Origin of the sequence: Kitasatospora sp. NPDC002040 (assembly GCF_040296785.1) — a bacterium.
In the GTDB taxonomy this organism is placed as follows: Bacteria; Actinomycetota; Actinomycetes; order Streptomycetales; family Streptomycetaceae; genus Kitasatospora.
The window spans coordinates 1025060-1043095 of record NZ_JBEOXV010000002.1 but is presented as its reverse complement, the minus strand read 5'-3'; the positions used below and the strand labels follow the sequence as shown (position 1 = coordinate 1043095).

Sequence of the window (18036 nt, the reverse complement as noted above, 5' to 3'; positions counted from 1 at the left end):
CTGCATCCCCACCGGCGCCACGCCGGCAGGTGAGCGACGCATGTGTTGTTGTCGAATGTGTCGTTCCTGAGGGCCTTCGCCCCGTTCTCGCCGCGCCCCTCGCACTGACCCGTAAGGGCCATGCCCACGCGCGCCCGGGCCGTTCCGCGGCCACGATCGAACCATGGCCGGACCTGACCCACCATCAGCGGTGCGCCTCCGCACGCCGTCGTCCGCCCCCGACCAACGGAAGCAGCCGTGATCACCACCAAGGACCTGACCAAGGTCTACCGAACCCGAGGCCGCGAGGTCACCGCCCTGGCCGGGGTGGACCTGCACGTGCGCGAGGGCGAGGTCTACGGAGTCGTCGGCACCAGCGGCGCCGGCAAGTCCACCCTGATCCGCTGCGTCAACATGCTGGAGCGCCCCAGCTCCGGCACGGTCACCGTGGACGGCGTCGACCTCACCGCGCTGCCCGGCACCGAGAACCGGGCCGGCCGCGACCTGCGCGACGCCCGCCGCCGGATCGGCATGGTGTTCCAGCACTTCAACCTGCTCGCCTCGCGCACCGTCCAGGAGAACGTCGAACTCCCGCTGGAGATCATCGGCCTGGACCGCACCCAGCGCCGCCGCAAGGCCGGCGAACTGCTGGAGCTGGTCGGCCTGGCCGACAAGGCCCGCACCTACCCGAGCCAGCTCTCCGGCGGCCAGAAGCAGCGGGTCGGCATCGCCCGGGCGCTGGCCGGCGACCCCAAGGTGCTGCTCTCGGACGAGGCCACCTCGGCACTCGACCCGGAGACCACCCGTTCCATCCTGGCCCTGCTGCGCGACCTCAACCGGCAGCTCGGCCTGACCGTGCTGCTGATCACCCACGAGATGGACGTGATCAAGTCCGTCTGCGACTCCGCCGCCCTGATGCGCGGCGGCCGGGTGGTCGAGGCCGGGAAGCTGACCGAGCTGCTCGCCACCGAGAGGTCCGAGCTGGCCCGGGAGCTGTTCCCGCTGGGCGAGTTCGGCCAGGGCCACCCCGGCAACACCGTGCTGGAGATCACCTTCCAGGGCGACACCTCGGCCCGCCCGTTCGTCTCCCAGCTGGCCCGGACCTACCAGATCGACATCAACATCCTGGGCGCCGCGGTCGAGACCATCGCGGGCCGGATGGTCGGCCGGATGCGGGTCGAGCTGCCCGGCGGGCACCAGGACAACGTGGTGCCGATCGGCCTGCTGCGCGAGCAGGGCCTGCAGGTGGACGTGCTGGACGCGACGGACGGGGCAGCGGCATGACCTGGGACGAAATGCTCGAACTGATGAAGCCCGCCACGGTGGAGACCTTCCAGATGGTCGGCGTGGCCTCGGTCTGCACCGTGCTGCTCGGCCTCCCGCTCGGCCTGCTGCTGGTGCTCACCGACCGGGGCGGCGCGCTGCAGAACATCCCGGTCAACCGGGTGCTCGGCACCGTGGTGAACGTCGGCCGCTCGCTGCCGTTCATCATCCTGATGGTCGCCCTGCAGGGCTTCACCAAGGCCCTGACCAGCACCACCATCGGCTGGGAGGCGGCCACCGTGCCGCTGACCATCGGCGCGATCCCGTTCTTCGCCCGGCTGGTGGAGACCTCGGTCCGCGAGGTGGACGGCGGGCTGCTGGAGGCCGTGCACGCGATGGGCGGCGGCACCTGGACCAGCGTCCGCAAGGTGATGCTCCCCGAGTCGCTGCCCGCCCTGGTCTCCTCGACGGTGACCACGGTCATCGCGCTGATCGGCTTCTCCGCGATGGCCGGCACGGTCGGCGGCGGCGGGCTCGGCACCCTCGCGGTCAACTACGGCTACCAGCGGTTCGAGACCACCTTCATGTGGGTGATCGTCGCCGAGCTGGTGATCATCGTGATGGCGATCCAGCTGATCGGCGACCTGATCGTCCGCCGGCTGGCCGACCGGGGCGGCTCCGGTGGAAAGACCCGGCTGCTGCGCCCGCGCGACACCCCCTCCGAGAAGGACGAGGAACTCGTCCTTCCGCACTGACCACGTGGCCGGCCCCGACCGGGCCGACCGCGAGACCTGGCCGCCGGACCGTCAGAAACCGTCCGACCGGCCGTCCGTTCCATGGAGAAAGGCACTTTTCGTGCGTAACGTCCTGAAGTTCACCAGCGTCATCGCCACCGCCGGGCTCGCCCTGTCCCTGACCGCCTGCGGCAGCGACTCCTCGTCCGGCTCCAGCGCGGACGCGCCGCTCAAGGTGATCGCGAGCCCGACCCCGCACGCGCAGATCCTGGACTTCGTCAAGAAGAACCTGGCCGACGCGGCCGGGCTCAAGCTCGACGTCAAGGTGGTCACCGACTACGTGACCCCCAACACCGCCGTCCAGGACGGCTCGGCCGACGCGAACTACTTCCAGCACGTGCCGTACCTCGAGGACTTCAACAAGAAGCACGGCACCGAGATCGTCTCGGTCGAGACCGTGCACCTGGAGCCGCTCGGCCTGTACTCCAAGAAGGTGAAGTCCGCCGGCGAGCTCGCCAACGGCGCCACCGTGGGCCTGCCCAACGACGCCACCAACGAGGGCCGGGCGCTGAAGCTGCTGGCCGACAACGACGTCATCAAGCTGAAGGACGGCGTCGGCACCGCCGCCACCCCGGCCGACGTGACCAGCAACCCGAAGAACCTCAAGTGGAAGGAGCTGGACGCCGCCCAGCTCCCGCGCTCGCTCGGCGACCTCGACGCCGCCGTCATCAACGGCAACTACGCGCTCGACTCGGGCCTCAACCCCTCGACCGACGCCATCCTGCTGGAGAAGGCCGCCGGCAACCCGTACGCCAACATCCTGGCCGTGAAGAAGGGCAAGGAGAACGACCCCCGGGTGAAGAAGCTCGCCGAGCTGCTGCACTCCGACAAGGTGAAGGACTACATCAACACCACCTTCAAGGGCTCGGTCATCCCGGCCTTCTGAGCCGGGTCCTGACGGTCCGTGACGGCACCCCCGCCCCTGGGCGGGGGTGCCGTCGTGCCGTTTGCCGGTACCGTGTCACGGCCCGAGCAGGGCGGGGCGTACCGTGAAGTACACGACCCGGCGAGGAGAGAGACGGATGGCAGCGAGCTTCCCCGAGACCGCGATCAGCACCGAGCGGCTGATGCTGCGCCCTCTCGCGGAGACGGACGCGCCCAGCCTGGTGGCCATGATGGCCGACGAGCAGGTGCACGCCTGGACCGCCATCCCGCAGCCCTTCACCGAGGGCCACGCGCTGGAGTGGATCCGGGAACTGGCCCCGGCCCGCCGGGCGGAGGGCCGAGGAATCGTTTTCGCCGTCACCGAGCACCTCACCCAGCGGGTCGTCGGCGTGGTCGAACTGCGCTGCACCGACTGGCGGTTGCGCTCCACCGAGGCCACCTGCGTGACCGCCGCCTGGGCCCGCGGCGAGGGCTACGCCCCCGAGGCGGTGAACGGGGTGGCCCAGTGGCTGTTCGAGGACCGCGACTTCCTCCGGCTCGAACTGCGCACCGCCGCCGGCAACACCGCCGGCCAGCAGGTGGCCCAGAAACTCGGCTGCATCAGCGAAGGGGTGCTGCGCAGCGCCTGGATAGTGCGCGACGGCGAGGAGAGCCGGACCGACCTGATCCTGTGGAGCCTGCTCCCCGAGGACCTCGAACCGGTCGGACCCCGTGAGCTGCACTTCTCGGCCGAGCGTTAGCGCCATCCGAAAGTGCCGGACCCGGTACGGACGTTGAACGTTCCCGAGCCCGGCGCCGCCGTTCCCCGCACCGGGGACCGACGCAGCGGAGCGTTGGGCGGCCGGACGGCTGTGCGAGCGGGTAGCCTCGCAGCGTGACCGGCCGATCGGCCGTCGGGAGCCGAGGGAGCAGCGGTAGATGGCGGACCGGATCACGGTCATCGGGTGGGACGGCACACCACTGACCGAGGCGGCCGCCTCGGCACTCGCGGGCGCGACCCTGGTCGCCGGGGCGCCCTTCCAACTGGCCGCGCTGCCGGTCCCGCCCGGCGCGGAGCGGGTCGTGCTGGGGAGCGTGCAGCAGGCCGCGCGCCGGATCACCGAGCACCGGGGCGCCGCCGTGGTGGTGGCCGAGGGCGACCCGGGCTGGTTCGGGGTGGTCCGCGAGCTGCGCCGCCCCGAGTACGGCCTCGAACTCGAAGTACTGCCCGGGGTCTCCTCGGTGGCCGCCGCCTTCGCCCGCGCCGGCATGCCCTGGGAGGACGCCCAGGTGGTCAGCGCGCACGGCGGGCGGCTGCGGCGGGCGGCCAACGTCTGCCGGGCGTACCCCAAGGTCGCGGTGCTCACCACCGCCGGCGCGGGGCCGAGCGAGCTCGCCCTGATGCTCCGCGGGGTGCACCGCACCTTCGTGGTCTGCGAGGCGCTCGGCACCCCCGAGGAGGACGTCACCGTACTGACCTCGGACCGGGTGCCCGACCACGACTGGCGCGATCCGGCGGTGGTGCTGGTGATCGGCGGCCCCGGTCCCAACCACGCACCGGCCGAGACGGCCGGCTGGCTCGCGGGCCGCCCGCTCGGCTTCCCGGGCCCGGACCGGGGCTGGGCGCTGGAGGCCGAGGCGTACGCGGGTACGGAGCGGAGCGCGGGAGCGGCGGGCGGCCAGGGTTCCGCGCTGCCCCCGCACGTCCGCGCGCTGGCGCTGGCCCGGCTCGGACCGGTGCCCGGCGAGCTGCTCTGGGCGGTCGGTGCGGGCAGCGGTGCGCTGGCGGTGGAGATCGGACGTTTCGGTGCGGCGGTGGTCGCGGTCGAGGCGTCCCGCTCGGCCTGCGCGCAGATCGCCGTGAACGCCCGCCGGTACGGGGTCGAGGTCGAGGTGGTGCACGGGGTCGGCCCCGAGGTGCTGGGCGGCCTGCCGGAACCGGACGCGGTGGTGGTGGAGTCGGGCGGCGCCGAGGTGGTCAGGGCGGTGCTGGACCGCCGCCCCGAGCGGCTGGTCGCGGTCGCGCACTCGCTGGGCGAGGCGGAGGAGATCCGGGCCGCCATCGCGGGCGCGGGCTACCGGGTGGACGGCGCACTGCTGCAGTCCGCGCCGCTCGGCCCCGGCCGCTCCGGCGCGGCCGGCCTGGGGCTCGGGCCGGGGGAGCAGAGCCTGGTGCTCTGGGGCGAACAGGGCTCCTGACGGGCCTTCCACCGGACCGGCCGGACCGGCGTGATTCGGACACCGGTTCGGAAGTCGATCGCGGATGGCCGGTAGGGTGAGCCGTTCGAGCGCGCATGCGATCGACGGTTCGTGTCCAGTTCGTCCTGTCTGCCACCTTTCTGACGTGGCGGAACCCACAGGCCGGAGCGGTCGCTGACATTCGACGCGAAGCGGGTCGGGCCGGAAGAATGCCATCGGGCCCGGTGCGGTCGTGCCGGTTGTCCCGGGCTGTCGTTGTTTCTGATGGTGTGCCACCCCTCCCACGGGCGGCGCCCGGTCCGGAGCACGGCACGGCGGACGCCGGGCCGGTGGACGGACGGATGAACGGGCGGGAGCACGGCCCGCCCCGAGCGGAGTTGGGCGCGGCGGTCGGCGATCACCGCGCCAAGGGTGCGGCAGCGCCCGGAAGGAGCTTTGACATGACCGATGGCGGCCACGTTCCCAGCGAGGGCCTGCCCGAGCACCTGCTCGGCGGCGCCGACCCGCTCGGCCGCCCGGAGGGCGTCCTGGCGCCGGGTGCCGAACCCCACCCGGCCTACACCTTCCTGGACCAGCCCGACGGGCTGGACGAGGACGAGGACGTCCTGCTGATGCCGGGCCCGCAGGTGTCCTGGGGCGACGCGGCCGTCCACGGGGCGGTCGAGACGGTCGTGGTGAACGAGCCCTTCGCCGCCCCGATCGCCGAGACCATGACCCTGCGCACGGTCGAGGAGCCGCTCGCCGCCCCGGCCGGGCAGCCGGTCGAACCGTCCTGGCCGCCGCTCACCCCGCCCGTCCTGGGCGTCCCGCCGGTGGTTGCAGAACCGGTTGCTCAGCCCGTCCCGGAGACCCTCGGGCAGCCCGCCCAGCCCCGCGAGCAGCTGACGGCCCCTCAGCCGCCGCGCCGCCCGCTGCACGCCGGGCCGCCGATCCCGGACCCCTCACTGATGACCGGCCACGTGCCGGTCCGCTCCCTCGCCGACCGGGGGCCCTCGGGGGGCACCCCGGCGTACGGCGTGCCGATCGTGCCGGTGCCTGCGCCCGTAGCGGTTCCTGTTCCCGTGCCTGTTCCCGTGCCCGTGCCGGTGCCCGCTCCTGTCGTGGCGTCGCCCGTGGCCGAGGCCCCCGTCGTGGCGCCGGTCGAGGTCCAGCCCGAGCCGGTCCCGGTGGTCGAGGCCCCCGCCCCGGTCGTGGCCGAGCCGGTTGCGGTCCCTGTCGTCGTGGCGCCGGTCGAGGTCCAGCCCGAGCCGGTGCCGGTGGTCGAGCTGCCCGTCGTGGCCGAGCCGGTCGCCGTCGAGGTACCGGTCGCGGTCGCGGTCGAGGTCGAGGCCCCCGTGGTGGAGCCCGTGCCCGAGCCCGTGGTCGAGCTGCCCGTCGCCGTCGAGCCGGTGGCCGTCGAGCCGGTGGCGGCCGAGCCCGTCGCCGTCGTGGTCGAGCCGGTCGTGGTGGCCGAGCCGGCCGAGCCGGTCACGGTCGAGGAGGTGCCCGAGCCCGTCGCCATCCCGGCTCAGGCCGCCGCCCCGGCCCGCCAGCCGGGCCGGATCTCCGCGTTCCTGGCCGCCCCGGCCCCGCACGGTCTGCCGACCGTCGAGGCCGAGCCCCGTCCCGAGGCCGTCCCGGCCGCCGAGACGGTCAGCGGCGAGCTGACCCCGGCGACCTTCCCGGTGCAGCTCCAGGAGTCGCCGGAGGCCGAGGTCGCGCCCGAGGCCGAGCCCGAGCTGACGGTCGCTCAGCCCGAAGCCGAAGCCGTACCGGAGCCCGAGCCCGAGTCCGTCGCGGTGCCCGAGCCCGTCGAGGCCCCCCAGGCGCCCGAGGTCCCGGCCGAGGTCGAGCCCGAGCCCGTGGCCGCAGTGCAGCCCGAACCCGAGCCCGAGCCCGACGCCGTCGAGCGCCCGCCCGCCGCCCCCGGCTACGACGAGGCCGGCCGGGACGCGGTGCACCAGGTGATCCGCGAGCGCCGCGACATCCGCAACGGCTTCCGCCCGGACGCGATCCCGCACGAGGTGCTGATCCGGGTCCTGGAGGCCGCCCACACCGCCCCCAGCGTCGGCTACTCGCAGCCGTGGGACTTCGTGGTGATCCGCTCGGCCAAGACCCGCCGCCGGATGCACGAACTGGCGGAGCGCCAGCGCGAGGCGTACGCCGACTCGCTGCCCAAGGCCCGGGCCAAGCAGTTCAAGGAAATCAAGATCGAGGCCATCCTCGAGACCCCGGTGAACATCGTGGTCACCGCCGACCGCACCCGTGGCGGCCGGCACACCCTGGGCCGGCACACCCAGCCGCAGATGGCCCCGTACTCGGCCGCTCTGGCCGTGGAGAACCTCTGGCTGGCCGCCCGCGCCGAGGGCCTGGGCGTCGGCTGGGTGAGCTTCTTCGATGAGGAGGAGATGGTCCGCGAGCTCGGGTTGCCCGAGCACCTGGACGTGGTCGCGTACCTCTGCGTCGGGTACGTGGACTCCTTCCCCGAGGAGCCCGAGCTCCAGCAGCAGGGCTGGGCCAAGAAGCGCCCGCTCTCCTGGGTGGTGCACGAGGAGCAGTACGGCAACCGCGCGCTGCCCGGCGAGGAGCCGTCCAGCCTGCTCGCCGACACCCTGCGCGGCATCCGCCCGCTGGACGCCAAGGCGCTCGGCGAGGCGTGGGACCGGCAGAAGCGGATGACCAAGCCGGCCGGTTCGCTCGGCATGCTGGAGATCATCGCGGCCCAGCTGAGCGGCCTGTCGCGGAAGTGCCCGCCGCCGATCCCGGAGCCCGGCTGCGTGGCGATCTTCGCGGGCGACCACGGCGTGCACGCCCAGGGCGTCACCCCGTGGCCGCAGGAGGTCACCGCCCAGATGGTGGCCAACTTCCTGGCCGGGGGAGCGGTGGTCAACGCCTTCGCCGCCCAGGTCGGGGCCGAGGTCTGCGTGGTCGACGTCGGCGTCGCGGCCGAGCTGCCCGAGCCGATCCAGCAGGGCCGCACCACCGGCCTGCTGCCGCGCAAGGTCAAGCCCGGCACCGACGACATGACGCAGGGTCCGGCGATGAGCCGGGACGAGGCGCTGAAGGCGGTCGAGGTCGGCATCGAGACCGCCCGCGACCTGGTCGCGGCCGGCAACAAGGTGCTGATCACCGGCGACATGGGCATCGCCAACACCACCGCCTCCGCCGCCCTGATCTCGGTCTTCGCGGGCCTGGACCCGGCCGAGGTGACCGGCCGGGGCACCGGCATCGACGACGAGACGCACGCCCGCAAGATCGACGTCATCCGCCGCGCCCTGACGCTGCACCAGCCGGACCCGGCCGACCCGATCGGCGTACTCGCCGCCGTCGGCGGTCTGGAGCACGCCGCGATCGCCGGCTTCCTGCTCGGCGCCGCCTCGCTGCGCACGCCGGTGATCCTGGACGGGGTGATCGCCGGTTCGGCCGCGCTGGTCGCCAAGGCCATCGCCCCCGAGGTCCTGGCCGCCTGCATCGCCGGGCACCGCTCCGCCGAGCCCGGCCACCAGGCCGCGCTGGCCAAGCTCGGCCTGCGTCCGCTGATCGACCTCGACCTGCGCCTCGGCGAGGGCACCGGTGCGCTGTTGGCCCTCCCGCTGGTGCAGAGTGCGGCCCGGGCGATGCACGATGTAGCCACCTTCGACTCCGCCGGCGTGACGGAGAAGAACTGACGTTTCAGCAGGACCCCCGCACCGGCCCGAGGGCGCGCCGGTGCGGGGGAGCGTTGCGCACCACCGTAAAACCCTCTCCTCCCTGCCCCCAGGAGCACCACCGATGACCACCGCGCCCAACCCCCACCCCAGCACCGAGGGCCGCACCCCCTACCCCGTCGGGCTGCTGCTGACCGGCCGACGGGTCGTCGTGGTCGGCGGCGGCCAGGTCGCCCAGCGCCGCCTCCCCGCGCTGATCGCGGCCGGCGCGGACATCCAGCTGATATCGCCCGCCACCACCCCGGCCGTCCAGGCGATGGCCGACGCCGGCGAGCTGACCTGGCACCGCCGCGGCTACGCCGAGGGCGACCTGGCCGACACCTGGTACGTCCTGGTCGCCACCGACGACCCGGCCGTCAACACCGCCGTCTCCGCCGAGGCCGAGCGCCTGCGGGTGTTCTGCGCCCGCAGCGACGACGCCTCGGCCGCCACCGCCTGGACCCCGGCCTCCGGCCGCGACGGCGGTGCCACCGTCTCGGTGCTGACCGGCGACCCCCGGCACTCCGCCGCGCTGCGCAACGCCATCGTCGAGGGCCTGCGGGACGGCTCACTGGCGACCCGTCAGTTCCGCGCCCGGGGTGCGGGCGTTGCGCTGGTCGGCGGCGGCCCCGGCGACCCGGACCTGATCACCGTGCGCGGCCGCCGCCTGCTCGCCGACGCCGACGTGGTGGTCGCCGACCGGCTGGCCCCGCGCGAGCTGCTGGCCGAACTGCCGCCGCACGTCGAGGTGATCGACGCCTCCAAGATCCCGTACGGCCGCTACATGGCCCAGGAGGCGATCAACCAGACCCTGATCGACCACGCCAAGGCGGGCAAGTTCGTGGTCCGGCTCAAGGGCGGCGACCCGTACGTCTTCGGGCGCGGCGGCGAGGAGCTGCTGGCCTGCGTCGAGGCGGGCATCCCGGTCACCGTGGTGCCCGGCATCTCCAGCTCGATCAGCGTCCCGGCCGCCGTCGGCATCCCGGTCACCCACCGGGGCATGACGCACGAGTTCACCGTCATCTCCGGCCACGTCGGCCCGGACGAGCGCTCGCTGACCAACTGGGAGGCGGCCGCCCGGATGACCGGCACCCTGGTGCTGCTGATGGCGGTCGACAAGATCGGCGCGATCGCCGCCAAGCTGGTCGAGCACGGCCGTCCGTCCGACACCCCGGTCGCGGTGGTCCAGGAGGGCACCACGGCCGCCCAGCGCCGGGTCGACGCCACCCTCGCCACGGTCGGCGCCGTGGTGACGGCCGAAGGCATCAAGCCCCCGGCCGTGATCGTCATCGGCGACGTGGTGCACGTCCTCGGCTAGCGCCTCTCAGCGCCGCTCGGGCCGCGGCCGGGCCCGAGCGGTGTGCCAAGATCGAACCGTGGCTGAACCGACCCTGATCACCGACCCCGCCGACCCCCGGCTCTCCGACTACACCGGCCTGACCGATGTCGAGCTGCGCCGCCGTCGCGAACCCGCCGAGGGCCTCTTCATCGCCGAGGGCGAGAAGGTGATCCGCCGCGCGGTGGCCGCGGGCTTCCGGATGCGCTCGATGCTGCTCACCGCGAAGTGGCTGGACGTCATGTCCGACGTGATCGCCGACACCCCGGCACCGGTGCACGTGGTGGAGCCCGACCTGGCCGAGGCCGTCACCGGCTACCACGTGCACCGGGGCGCCCTCGCCTCGATGGAGCGCGCGCCGCTCCGCCCCGCCGCCGACCTGCTGGCCGACGAGGGGCTCCGCCGGGTCGCGGTGTTCGAGGACATCGTCGACCACGCCAACATCGGGGCCGCCTTCCGGAACGCGGCCGCCCTCGGCGTGGACGCCGTCCTGCTCACCCCGCGCTGCGCCGACCCGCTCTACCGCCGGGCCGTGAAGGTCTCGATGGGTGCGGTCTTCCAGGTGCCGTGGACCCGGCTGGAGTCCTGGCCGGCCGACGTCGACACCCTCCGCTCCGCCGGCTTCGCGGTCGCCGCGCTCTGCCTGAGCGACCGGGCCATCACGCTCGACGAACTCGCCGCGCGGGACGACAGCAGGCTCGCCCTGGTCTTCGGTACGGAGGGCGACGGCATCGCCCCCAGGACCCTGGCCGCGGTCGACCTGCACGTCCGGATCCCGATGGACGCCGGCGTCGACTCCCTCAACGTGGCGGCCGCCTCGGCCGTGGCCTTCTACGCCACCCGCCCACGGAGCAGCTGACCCGTCCGGCGAGACGTAACGTCTTGCCAGGACCTGGCGTCGTGCTCTACTCTCAACGAGACGGACCGTTCCGTCTCGTTTTCCCTCCGACAGAGGATGCCCTTGCGCCCTGCTGCTTCTGCCGTCACCCAGATCACCCTCTCCGACGTGGTCAAGCGCTACGACGACCGGATGGTCCTCGACCGTGTCTCCTGCACCGTCCGGCCCGGCGAGCGGATCGGTGTGGTGGGGGACAACGGTGCGGGCAAGTCCACCCTGCTCAGGCTGCTGGCCGGGGCCGAGCGCCCCGACAACGGCACCGTCCGGGTGGTGGCCCCCGGCGGTACCGGCCACCTCGCCCAGACCCTCGCCCTGCCGGACCGGGCCCGGGTCGGCGACGCCGTCGACCTGGCGCTCGCCGAACTGCGGGCCCTGGAGCGACTGATCCGGCAGACCGAGCTGACCCTGCGTCAGGCCGGCCCGGCCGAACTGGCCGCATACGGCGAGCTGACCGCCGCCTGGGAGGCGCGCGGCGGACCGTCCGCCGACCGGGCCGTCGAGGTCACCCTGCGCCGCCTCGGCGAACGCGGCCCGCTGGACCGCGACCGCCGGCTCGGGACGCTCTCCGGCGGTCAGCGGTCCCGGTTGGCACTCGCCGCCACCCTGGCCGCCGAGCCCGAACTGCTGCTCCTGGACGAGCCGACCAACGACCTGGACGACGAGGCCGTGGGCTGGCTGGAGCAGCGGTTGCGCACGCACCGGGGGACCGTGGTCGCCGCCACCCACGACCGGGTCTTCCTGGACCGGGTCACCACCGCGGTCCTGGAGGTGGACGACGCCCTGCACACCGTCCACCGCTACGGGAACGGCTACCCCGGCTTCCTGGCCGCCAAGGCGGCCGCCCGGGCCCGCTGGGCGCACGAGCACGAGCGGTGGCGGGCGGAGGTGGTCCGGCACACGGCGCTGGCCGAGTCCAACATCGGCAGCCTGGCCGCGATCCCGCGCAAGGCCCCGGCCGCCTTCAGCGGTGCCGGCGCCTTCCGGGCCCGGTCCCGGGCGCACGGTGCGATGAGCAGGATCCGCAGCGCGCGGGAGCAGCTGCACCGGCTGACCGAGCGTCCGGTGCCGCCGCCGCCCGTCCCGCTGCGGTTCACCGGCGGCATCGCGGCGGGCGGGGCCCAGCCGGTCGAGCTGGCCGGGGTCGGGGTGGAGGGCCGGCTGGCGCCGGTCTCGCTCCGCCTGCCCCCCGGCGGCCGGCTGCTGGTCACCGGGCCGAACGGGGCGGGCAAGTCCACCCTGCTCCAGGTGCTGGCGGGTGAGCTGACACCCGATCAGGGCACCGTCCGCCGGGCGGCCCGGGTCGGTCTGCTGCGCCAGTACGACGGACCCACCCGGAGCGGCCGTACGGTGCTGAGTGCCTTCGCCGCCGGGCGTCCGGGGGAGCCGGCCGACCAGGCCGACCGGCTGCTCGGCCTCGGACTGTTCCGGGCCGCCGATCTCGGCACGCCGGTCCGCGAGCTCTCCACCGGGCAGCGCCGCAAGCTCGAACTGGCCCGGCTGGTCACCGAACCGGTCGACCTGCTGCTGCTGGACGAGCCGACCAACCACCTGGCGCCCGCCCTGGTGGAGGAGCTGGAGCAGGCCCTGGCCGACTACCGGGGCACCGTGATCACCGTCACCCACGACCGCCGCCTGCGGGCCGCCTTCAGCGGCCCCCGGCTCGAACTCGCCGGGCCGGACCGATCGTCACCCGCCCGTACGGCGGCCGACCCGGGCCGGGCGTAGGGTCAACTGCCGCCGGTCCCGGTGCCGCCGGAGACCCCGGCGCCCGGCCAGGACTCCTCCAACTGCCCGTCACCGCGCACCGTGTAACGCGTCGTCGACCCGGCACCCGTGTGCGAGACCCGCTCCTCCCGGACCAGGGCACCGCTCTCGATCCGCCAGGCGGCGGTCGCCTGCGGGTCGGCCACCGAGGCCCGCGAGGCCAGCAGCACCGGGGTGTCCGCGCTGAAGCCGTACAGCTGCACCAGGTCCACCGGCGCCGAACCCTCGGCCCGCCGCAGCACCACCAGCGCCGCCGGGGCGCCGTGGTAGCGGGCGGGCACCACGGTGGAGAGGCCGACCTGGATGCCCTCCACGGCCGAGCGGCCGTCCCGGAGCCGGATGGCCGGGCCGCCGGACGGGTCGGCGTAGCTGCGGTTGGGCCAGTCCACGGTGGGCAGGGCGACGCCCGCGGCCGGGCCGAGCCCGGCGTCGGCACTGGCCCTGGCCACCGCCGCGAACGGTGCGGCGGGCGGCTGGACGCCGTCGATCGAGACCGAGACGGGCGACCCGGACGCGACCGGGGAGCCCACGGCGGGCACCGGGCGCACGCCCTGGTTGCTGCGGTTCTCGCAGCCCTGGGCCGCCGCGATCGCCAGCGCGACCCCGACGGTGACGGTGACGAAGACCACCACCCGCTGCCGGAGCAGTCGGCGCCTGGCCTCGGCGGGGCGGCCCGGCAGGGTGTGCTGGCGCTCCCGCTGCGGCCCGCCGGTCCGGGCGGGCGGGACGGGGCGCCCGTCCGGGGCGGTCTGACGCTCCCTCAGCAGCTCGGCGGCCACCGCCTGCGGCATCGGCGCGGTGGTCTGCCGGTCCGGCCGGCCCGGGCCCGCGGGCCTGCGGGCCTGCTGGGGCCGGGCGGCTGCGGGCTGCGGCGCGGCGGCGGCGCGCCGGGCGGCGGGGGGCAACAGGGTGGCCCGGGAGGCGAGTTCGGTCAGCCGCTCGTGCAGCGCGGCGGCGCCGGGCCGCTCGGCCGGCTCCTTGGCCAGGCAGGCCCGGACCAGCGGCGCCAGCGACGGCGGTACGGCGGAGAGGTCGGGCTCCTCGTGCACCACCCGGTACAGCATCACCTCGGACGAGGCGCCGGAGCCGAACGGGGAGTCCCCGGTGAGCGCGTACGCCAGGGTGGCGCCGAACGCGAACACGTCCGTGGCCGGCGTCACGGCCGCCCCCCTGACCTGCTCGGGCGCCAGGAAGCCGGGGGAGCCGACGGCGGTGCCGACATGGGTGAGCGTGCTGGCCCCGCGCGACCAGGCGATGCCGAAGTCGATGATCCGCGGACCCTTGGGGGAGAGCAGGATGTTGGACGGCTTGAGGTCGCGGTGCACCACCCCGGCCTCGTGCACCTTCACCAGCCCGTCGGCCAGCGCGGCGCCGATCCGGGCCGCCTCCGGCCAGGGCAGCGGCCCCTCCTCGCCGACCCGCTTGTACAGCGAGGGACCGGGGACGTACGCGGTGGCCAGCCAGGGCCGCTCGGTCTCGATGTCGGAGCCGACCACGCGCGCGGTGCAGCCGCCGCGGATCTTCGAGGCGGCGGCGATCTCCCGGGCGAACCGGGTCCGGAACTCGGCGTCCTCGGCCAGCTCGGCCCGGATCAGTTTGAGCGCGACCCGCTGGCCCTTGCGGTCGGAGCCGAGGTACACCACACCCATCCCGCCGGCGCCGAGCCGACGGTGCAGCCGGTAGGGGCCGACGATGCGGGGGTCCTCACGCCTCAGCCGCATCATCGCCATAGTCAGTTCTTCCCGTCAGCCTGAAGGGTGAGACCCCGTCGGTTGGGGCACCGTCAGAATCCTGTTCCGGCACAGCTTACGGACTCCGTGCTGCGGTGTGCTGATACGCAACACCCGCCGGGCCGGTCGGATTGTCGGATCTGCCCGGACGGCCCTGCTGACCAGCGGCGGAACGACCCCTGGGGGTGGCTCTCAGGGTTGCCTAGGGGCTCACCGGCACCCGGTCTCCCCCTCCGGTAGTAGGCCGGGCGGCCCGGCGTCATCCTCGGGGATGCCCAGGGAACGGTACGCGGGCATGACGACCCCGTCGGTGCCCCCGCATACCTTTGTACTCAGCGGTGGGCGGCCGGCTCGTCCCCCGAGGTAACCGCCCACCGCCACCGACATGACACCAGGTCAGCGACGAGCACGACGAAGGCAGGAGCACCGACCATGGCCACCCAGCTCACCGAAGCCGGCCGCAGCCGCACCGGGTTCCGCCGGTCCCCGGCCGGCGCCGCCGAGCCGGGCACCCGGCACCCGGCGGTGGCCGTGGCCATGGTCCTCCCCTTCGCCGTCGCCCTCCTGGTGCTCTTCGGCGGCTGGGACCAACTGGCGACACAGACCAGGGCCGTCGCCGATCTGATCGGGCGCTGACCTCTGGGGAGAGGTCCGGCGCCGGGCCGGGGTGAGCACCGCCAGGGACACGCGGACGGGCGAGGCGGTGCAGAGCACTCCGGCAGCATGAGCAGGGGCCGGGTACGGATCGTCGGTGAGGACGATCCGTACCCGGCCCCTGCTGCTGTCCGCCGATTTCCGGGAACGCCGAAGGCCCTGATCCGATGTCGGATCAGGGCCCTCGACCTGCGGTGCGCGATACTGGGATTGAACCAGTGACCCCTTCCGTGTCAGGGAAGTGCTCTCCCGCTGAGCTAATCGCGCGGGTGGTGGTGCGGTGCTGCGGACGGGCCCCGGGGGGACCGAGTGCGCGATACTGGGATTGAACCAGTGACCCCTTCCGTGTCAGGGAAGTGCTCTCCCGCTGAGCTAATCGCGCGGGTGGTGGTGCGGTGCTGCGGACGGGCCCCGGGGGGACCGAGTGCGCGATACTGGGATTGAACCAGTGACCCCTTCCGTGTCAGGGAAGTGCTCTCCCGCTGAGCTAATCGCGCGGGGAGGGGCCCTGGCGAACCAGGGACACCTCTTGGAGGTGGAGACGGGATTTGAACCCGTGTACACGGCTTTGCAGGCCGTTGCCTCGCCTCTCGGCCACTCCACCAGGCAACACACACAGAAGAACGATCTTACACTGTTCTCCGTCGAGCGGACGACGAGATTCGAACTCGCGACCCTCACCTTGGCAAGGTGATGCTCTACCAACTGAGCCACGTCCGCCTGTCTCCCGGTCACTTCACCGCTTGTTTGCGGCTCCGTTTCCCGGCGACGTGTTGAACTTTAGCGGATTCCTGGGCCAGCTCAAATTCCGTTCCCGCAGCGTGCCGCCGGGGTGCCTCCGAGATGGCGCCCCGTCAGCTCCCCGGGGCCTCCGCGGCCGACGCCCGGGACCCCCTCCGACCTACACTTCAAGCCACCGCACTCCCTCAGCCTTCCGCACCCACGCACGTGCGGAGCAGCACCGAATCCGCGCAGGAGAACCGTGTCCGGCCGTACCGCACCCCACGCCACCGCCGTTCCGATGGCCCGCTTCGGCGGGCGCCTGGCCACCGGCCTGCGTGAGGTCAGCTCGGACCCGGCCGTCCTGGACACCGAAGGCTTCTGGGCCGTCGCGTACGACTTCGAGGGCCGCCTCACCTGTGCCCGCTTCGACCAGGTGCGGTCCGATCCGGCCCCGCCGCGCACCGGGGGCTGGCGCGGCCCGGACCCGGCCGACTGGCACAGCTCGCTGGACCGGGACGCCTACACCGCGGGCGTCCGCCGCATCCGCGAGCACATCGCGGCCGGCGAGGTCTACCAGGCCAACCTCTGCCGGGTCCTCTCCGCGCCGCTGCCCGATCCGGACCGTACCGACATCGACGCCCTCACCGGGCTGCTCGCGCACGGCAACCCCGCCCCCTACGCCGGGACGATCCGGCTGCCGGAGCACGGCGTCGAGATCGCCACCGCCTCGCCCGAGCTCTACCTGCGCCAGGACGGCCGCGCCGTCTCCTCCGGACCGATCAAGGGCACCGGCCGCACCGAGCACGACCTGCTGGAGAAGGACCACGCCGAGAACGTGATGATCGTCGACCTGGTCCGCAACGACCTCGGCCGGGTCTGCGAGACCGGCAGCATCACGGTGCCCGACCTCTGCGTGGTGGAGAAGCACCCCGGGCTGGTCCACCTGGTCTCCACCGTCGCGGGCCGACTGCACGGCGGTGCGGGCTGGGGCGCGCTGTTCGACGCCACCTTCCCGCCCGGCTCGGTCACCGGTGCCCCCAAGTCCAGCGCCCTGCGGATCATCGACGCGCTGGAGACCGCCCCGCGCGGCCCCTACTGCGGTGCGATCGGCTGGGTCGACGCGGACCGGGGCGAGGCCGAACTCGCGGTCGGCATCCGGACGTTCTGGATCGACCGGACCTACCCCGGCGCCCCCGTCCTGCGCTTCGGCACCGGCGCCGGCATCACCTGGGGCTCGGATCCCGACCGCGAATGGGACGAGACCGAACTCAAGGCCGCCCGCCTGGTCGCGATAGCCTCGGGCACCGATCAGCACCCGAGGAGCAACAACTGATGATCTGGGTCAACGACTCCCTGGTCGACGACGGCAGCGCCGCCGTCTCCGTACTCGACCACGGACTCACCGTCGGCGACGGCGTCTTCGAGACCGTGAAGGCGGTGGACGGACAGCCCTTCGCACTCACCCGCCACCTGGACCGGCTCAGCCGCTCCGCCCGCGGCCTCGGCCTGACCGACCCCGACCACGCGGTGGTCCGCGCGGGCGTCGCACAGGTCCTGGCCGCCAACCCGATGCCGCTCGGCCGGCTCCGGATCACGTACACCGGCGGCATCTCCCCGCTCGGCTCGGAGCGCGGCACCGACCCCACCACCCTGGTGATCGCCCTGGGCAGCGCCAACCCCCGGCCGGACACCACCGCCGTGCACACCGTGCCGTGGCGCCGCAACGAGCACAGCGCGGTGGCCGGTCTGAAGACCACCTCCTACGCGGAGAACGTGGTCGCGCTGGCCGCCGCCCACCGGGTCGGCGCCTCGGAGGCGGTCTTCGCCAACACCGCCGGACAGCTCTGCGAGGGCACCGGCTCCAACATCTTCGTGGTGCTCGGCGGACGGCTGCTCACCCCGGCCCTCGCCTCCGGCTGCCTGGCCGGCATCACCCGGCAGCTGGTGGTCGAGTGGACCGGCGCGGAGGAGGCCGACCTGCCGTTCGCCGTCCTCGCCGACGCGGAGGAGGTCTTCCTCACCTCCACCCTGCGCGACGTCCAGTCCGTCACCCGGATCGACGACCGCACCCTGGCCGGCCCCGGCCCGGTCACCCTCAAGGCGATGGCCCAGTTCGCCGAACGCGCCGCGGACGACCTCGACCCGTAGGCAGCGCCCCGAACCCCCG

At 73.9% G+C, this 18036-nt stretch carries 12 protein-coding genes, 5 tRNA genes and 1 pseudogene; 12 read left to right on the top strand and 6 right to left on the bottom strand.

Annotated elements, in window-relative coordinates; all coding sequences use genetic code 11:
• Positions 1-237: 237 nt before the first annotated feature.
• The 9 genes from ABT118_RS10010 (at position 238) to abc-f (ending at position 12723) form a co-directional block, all read left to right on the top strand.
• Entirely contained in the window at positions 238-1263 is a 1026-nt protein-coding gene (locus ABT118_RS10010; RefSeq protein WP_350646239.1) for a methionine ABC transporter ATP-binding protein, read from the top strand.
• Positions 1260-1997, top strand: coding sequence for a methionine ABC transporter permease (locus ABT118_RS10005; protein WP_350646238.1), 738 nt, complete (start codon positions 1260-1262; stop codon positions 1995-1997). Before ABT118_RS10010 ends, ABT118_RS10005 begins: the two co-directional genes overlap by 4 nt.
• 100 nt (positions 1998-2097) lie before the next feature.
• Positions 2098-2922 carry a MetQ/NlpA family ABC transporter substrate-binding protein gene (locus ABT118_RS10000; protein WP_350646237.1) on the top strand — a complete coding sequence of 275 codons (825 nt, stop codon included), beginning with the start codon at positions 2098-2100 and terminating at the stop codon, positions 2920-2922.
• 136 nt (positions 2923-3058) lie between these two features.
• Positions 3059-3661 (top strand): GNAT family N-acetyltransferase, encoded by a 603-nt coding sequence (locus tag ABT118_RS09995; protein WP_350646236.1) that lies wholly within the window; start codon positions 3059-3061, stop codon positions 3659-3661.
• A 178-nt stretch (positions 3662-3839) separates the two neighbouring features.
• Positions 3840-5099: a precorrin-6y C5,15-methyltransferase (decarboxylating) subunit CbiE gene (gene cbiE, locus ABT118_RS09990; protein ID WP_350646235.1), complete on the top strand. Its 1260-nt coding sequence runs from the start codon at positions 3840-3842 to the stop codon at positions 5097-5099.
• Between the two features lie 440 nt (positions 5100-5539).
• On the top strand, positions 5540-8746 hold the full coding sequence (gene cobT / locus ABT118_RS09985) for a nicotinate-nucleotide--dimethylbenzimidazole phosphoribosyltransferase (protein ID WP_350646234.1): 3207 nt from the start codon (positions 5540-5542) through the stop codon (positions 8744-8746).
• 103 nt (positions 8747-8849) lie between these two features.
• Complete coding sequence (cobA, locus tag ABT118_RS09980; protein ID WP_350646233.1) at positions 8850-10082, top strand: uroporphyrinogen-III C-methyltransferase; 1233 nt, start codon at positions 8850-8852, stop codon at positions 10080-10082.
• A gap of 58 nt (positions 10083-10140) precedes the next feature.
• The gene (locus ABT118_RS09975; protein WP_350646232.1) at positions 10141-10959 is read left to right on the top strand and encodes a TrmH family RNA methyltransferase; all 819 of its coding nucleotides are present in this window, start codon (positions 10141-10143) and stop codon (positions 10957-10959) included.
• Between the two features lie 96 nt (positions 10960-11055).
• Entirely contained in the window at positions 11056-12723 is a 1668-nt protein-coding gene (abc-f, locus tag ABT118_RS09970) for a ribosomal protection-like ABC-F family protein (protein WP_502884510.1), read from the top strand.
• Between the two features lie 596 nt (positions 12724-13319).
• Here abc-f and ABT118_RS09965 read toward each other — a convergent pair.
• Positions 13320-14492, bottom strand: a pseudogene (locus ABT118_RS09965) (serine/threonine-protein kinase); the annotation flags it as partial.
• Positions 14493-14924: 432 nt separating this feature from the next.
• Here ABT118_RS09965 and ABT118_RS09960 point away from each other — a divergent pair.
• Positions 14925-15128, top strand: coding sequence for a hypothetical protein (locus tag ABT118_RS09960; RefSeq protein WP_350646231.1), 204 nt, complete (start codon positions 14925-14927; stop codon positions 15126-15128).
• A gap of 213 nt (positions 15129-15341) precedes the next feature.
• On the opposite strand, the gene ABT118_RS09955 is transcribed toward ABT118_RS09960, so the two are convergent.
• From ABT118_RS09955 to ABT118_RS09935, 5 genes are all read right to left on the bottom strand, one after another.
• Positions 15342-15413 (bottom strand) — tRNA-Val (locus ABT118_RS09955).
• A gap of 43 nt (positions 15414-15456) precedes the next feature.
• Positions 15457-15528, bottom strand: a tRNA-Val gene (locus ABT118_RS09950).
• 43 nt (positions 15529-15571) lie between these two features.
• Positions 15572-15643 (bottom strand) — tRNA-Val (locus ABT118_RS09945).
• Positions 15644-15676: 33 nt separating this feature from the next.
• Positions 15677-15750: transfer RNA gene (locus tag ABT118_RS09940), tRNA-Cys, on the bottom strand.
• A gap of 43 nt (positions 15751-15793) precedes the next feature.
• Positions 15794-15866 (bottom strand) — tRNA-Gly (locus ABT118_RS09935).
• A 301-nt stretch (positions 15867-16167) separates the two neighbouring features.
• Here ABT118_RS09935 and ABT118_RS09930 point away from each other — a divergent pair.
• Together ABT118_RS09930 and ABT118_RS09925 are read left to right on the top strand one after the other, a co-directional pair.
• Positions 16168-17202, top strand: coding sequence for a chorismate-binding protein (locus tag ABT118_RS09930; protein ID WP_350646545.1), 1035 nt, complete (start codon positions 16168-16170; stop codon positions 17200-17202).
• Positions 17202-18017 carry an aminotransferase class IV gene (locus ABT118_RS09925; protein WP_502884509.1) on the top strand — a complete coding sequence of 272 codons (816 nt, stop codon included), beginning with the start codon at positions 17202-17204 and terminating at the stop codon, positions 18015-18017. The genes ABT118_RS09930 and ABT118_RS09925 overlap by 1 nt, the downstream gene beginning before the upstream one ends.
• The last annotated feature ends 19 nt before the right edge of the window (positions 18018-18036 follow it).

Bases quoted from the DNA above. Each gene is read 5' to 3' on its own strand.
- ABT118_RS10005 (WP_350646238.1), top strand. From the start codon at position 1,260: ATGACCTGGGACGAAATGCTCGAACTGATGAAGCCCGCCACGGTGGAG.
- ABT118_RS09995 (WP_350646236.1), top strand. From the start codon at position 3,059: ATGGCAGCGAGCTTCCCCGAGACCGCGATCAGCACCGAGCGGCTGATG.
- cbiE (WP_350646235.1), top strand. From the start codon at position 3,840: ATGGCGGACCGGATCACGGTCATCGGGTGGGACGGCACACCACTGACC.
- cobT (WP_350646234.1), top strand. From the start codon at position 5,540: ATGACCGATGGCGGCCACGTTCCCAGCGAGGGCCTGCCCGAGCACCTG.
- cobA (WP_350646233.1), top strand. From the start codon at position 8,850: ATGACCACCGCGCCCAACCCCCACCCCAGCACCGAGGGCCGCACCCCC.
- abc-f (WP_502884510.1), top strand. From the start codon at position 11,056: ATGCCCTTGCGCCCTGCTGCTTCTGCCGTCACCCAGATCACCCTCTCC.
- ABT118_RS09960 (WP_350646231.1), top strand. From the start codon at position 14,925: ATGGCCACCCAGCTCACCGAAGCCGGCCGCAGCCGCACCGGGTTCCGC.
- ABT118_RS09930 (WP_350646545.1), top strand. From the start codon at position 16,168: ATGGCCCGCTTCGGCGGGCGCCTGGCCACCGGCCTGCGTGAGGTCAGC.
- ABT118_RS09925 (WP_502884509.1), top strand. From the start codon at position 17,202: ATGATCTGGGTCAACGACTCCCTGGTCGACGACGGCAGCGCCGCCGTC.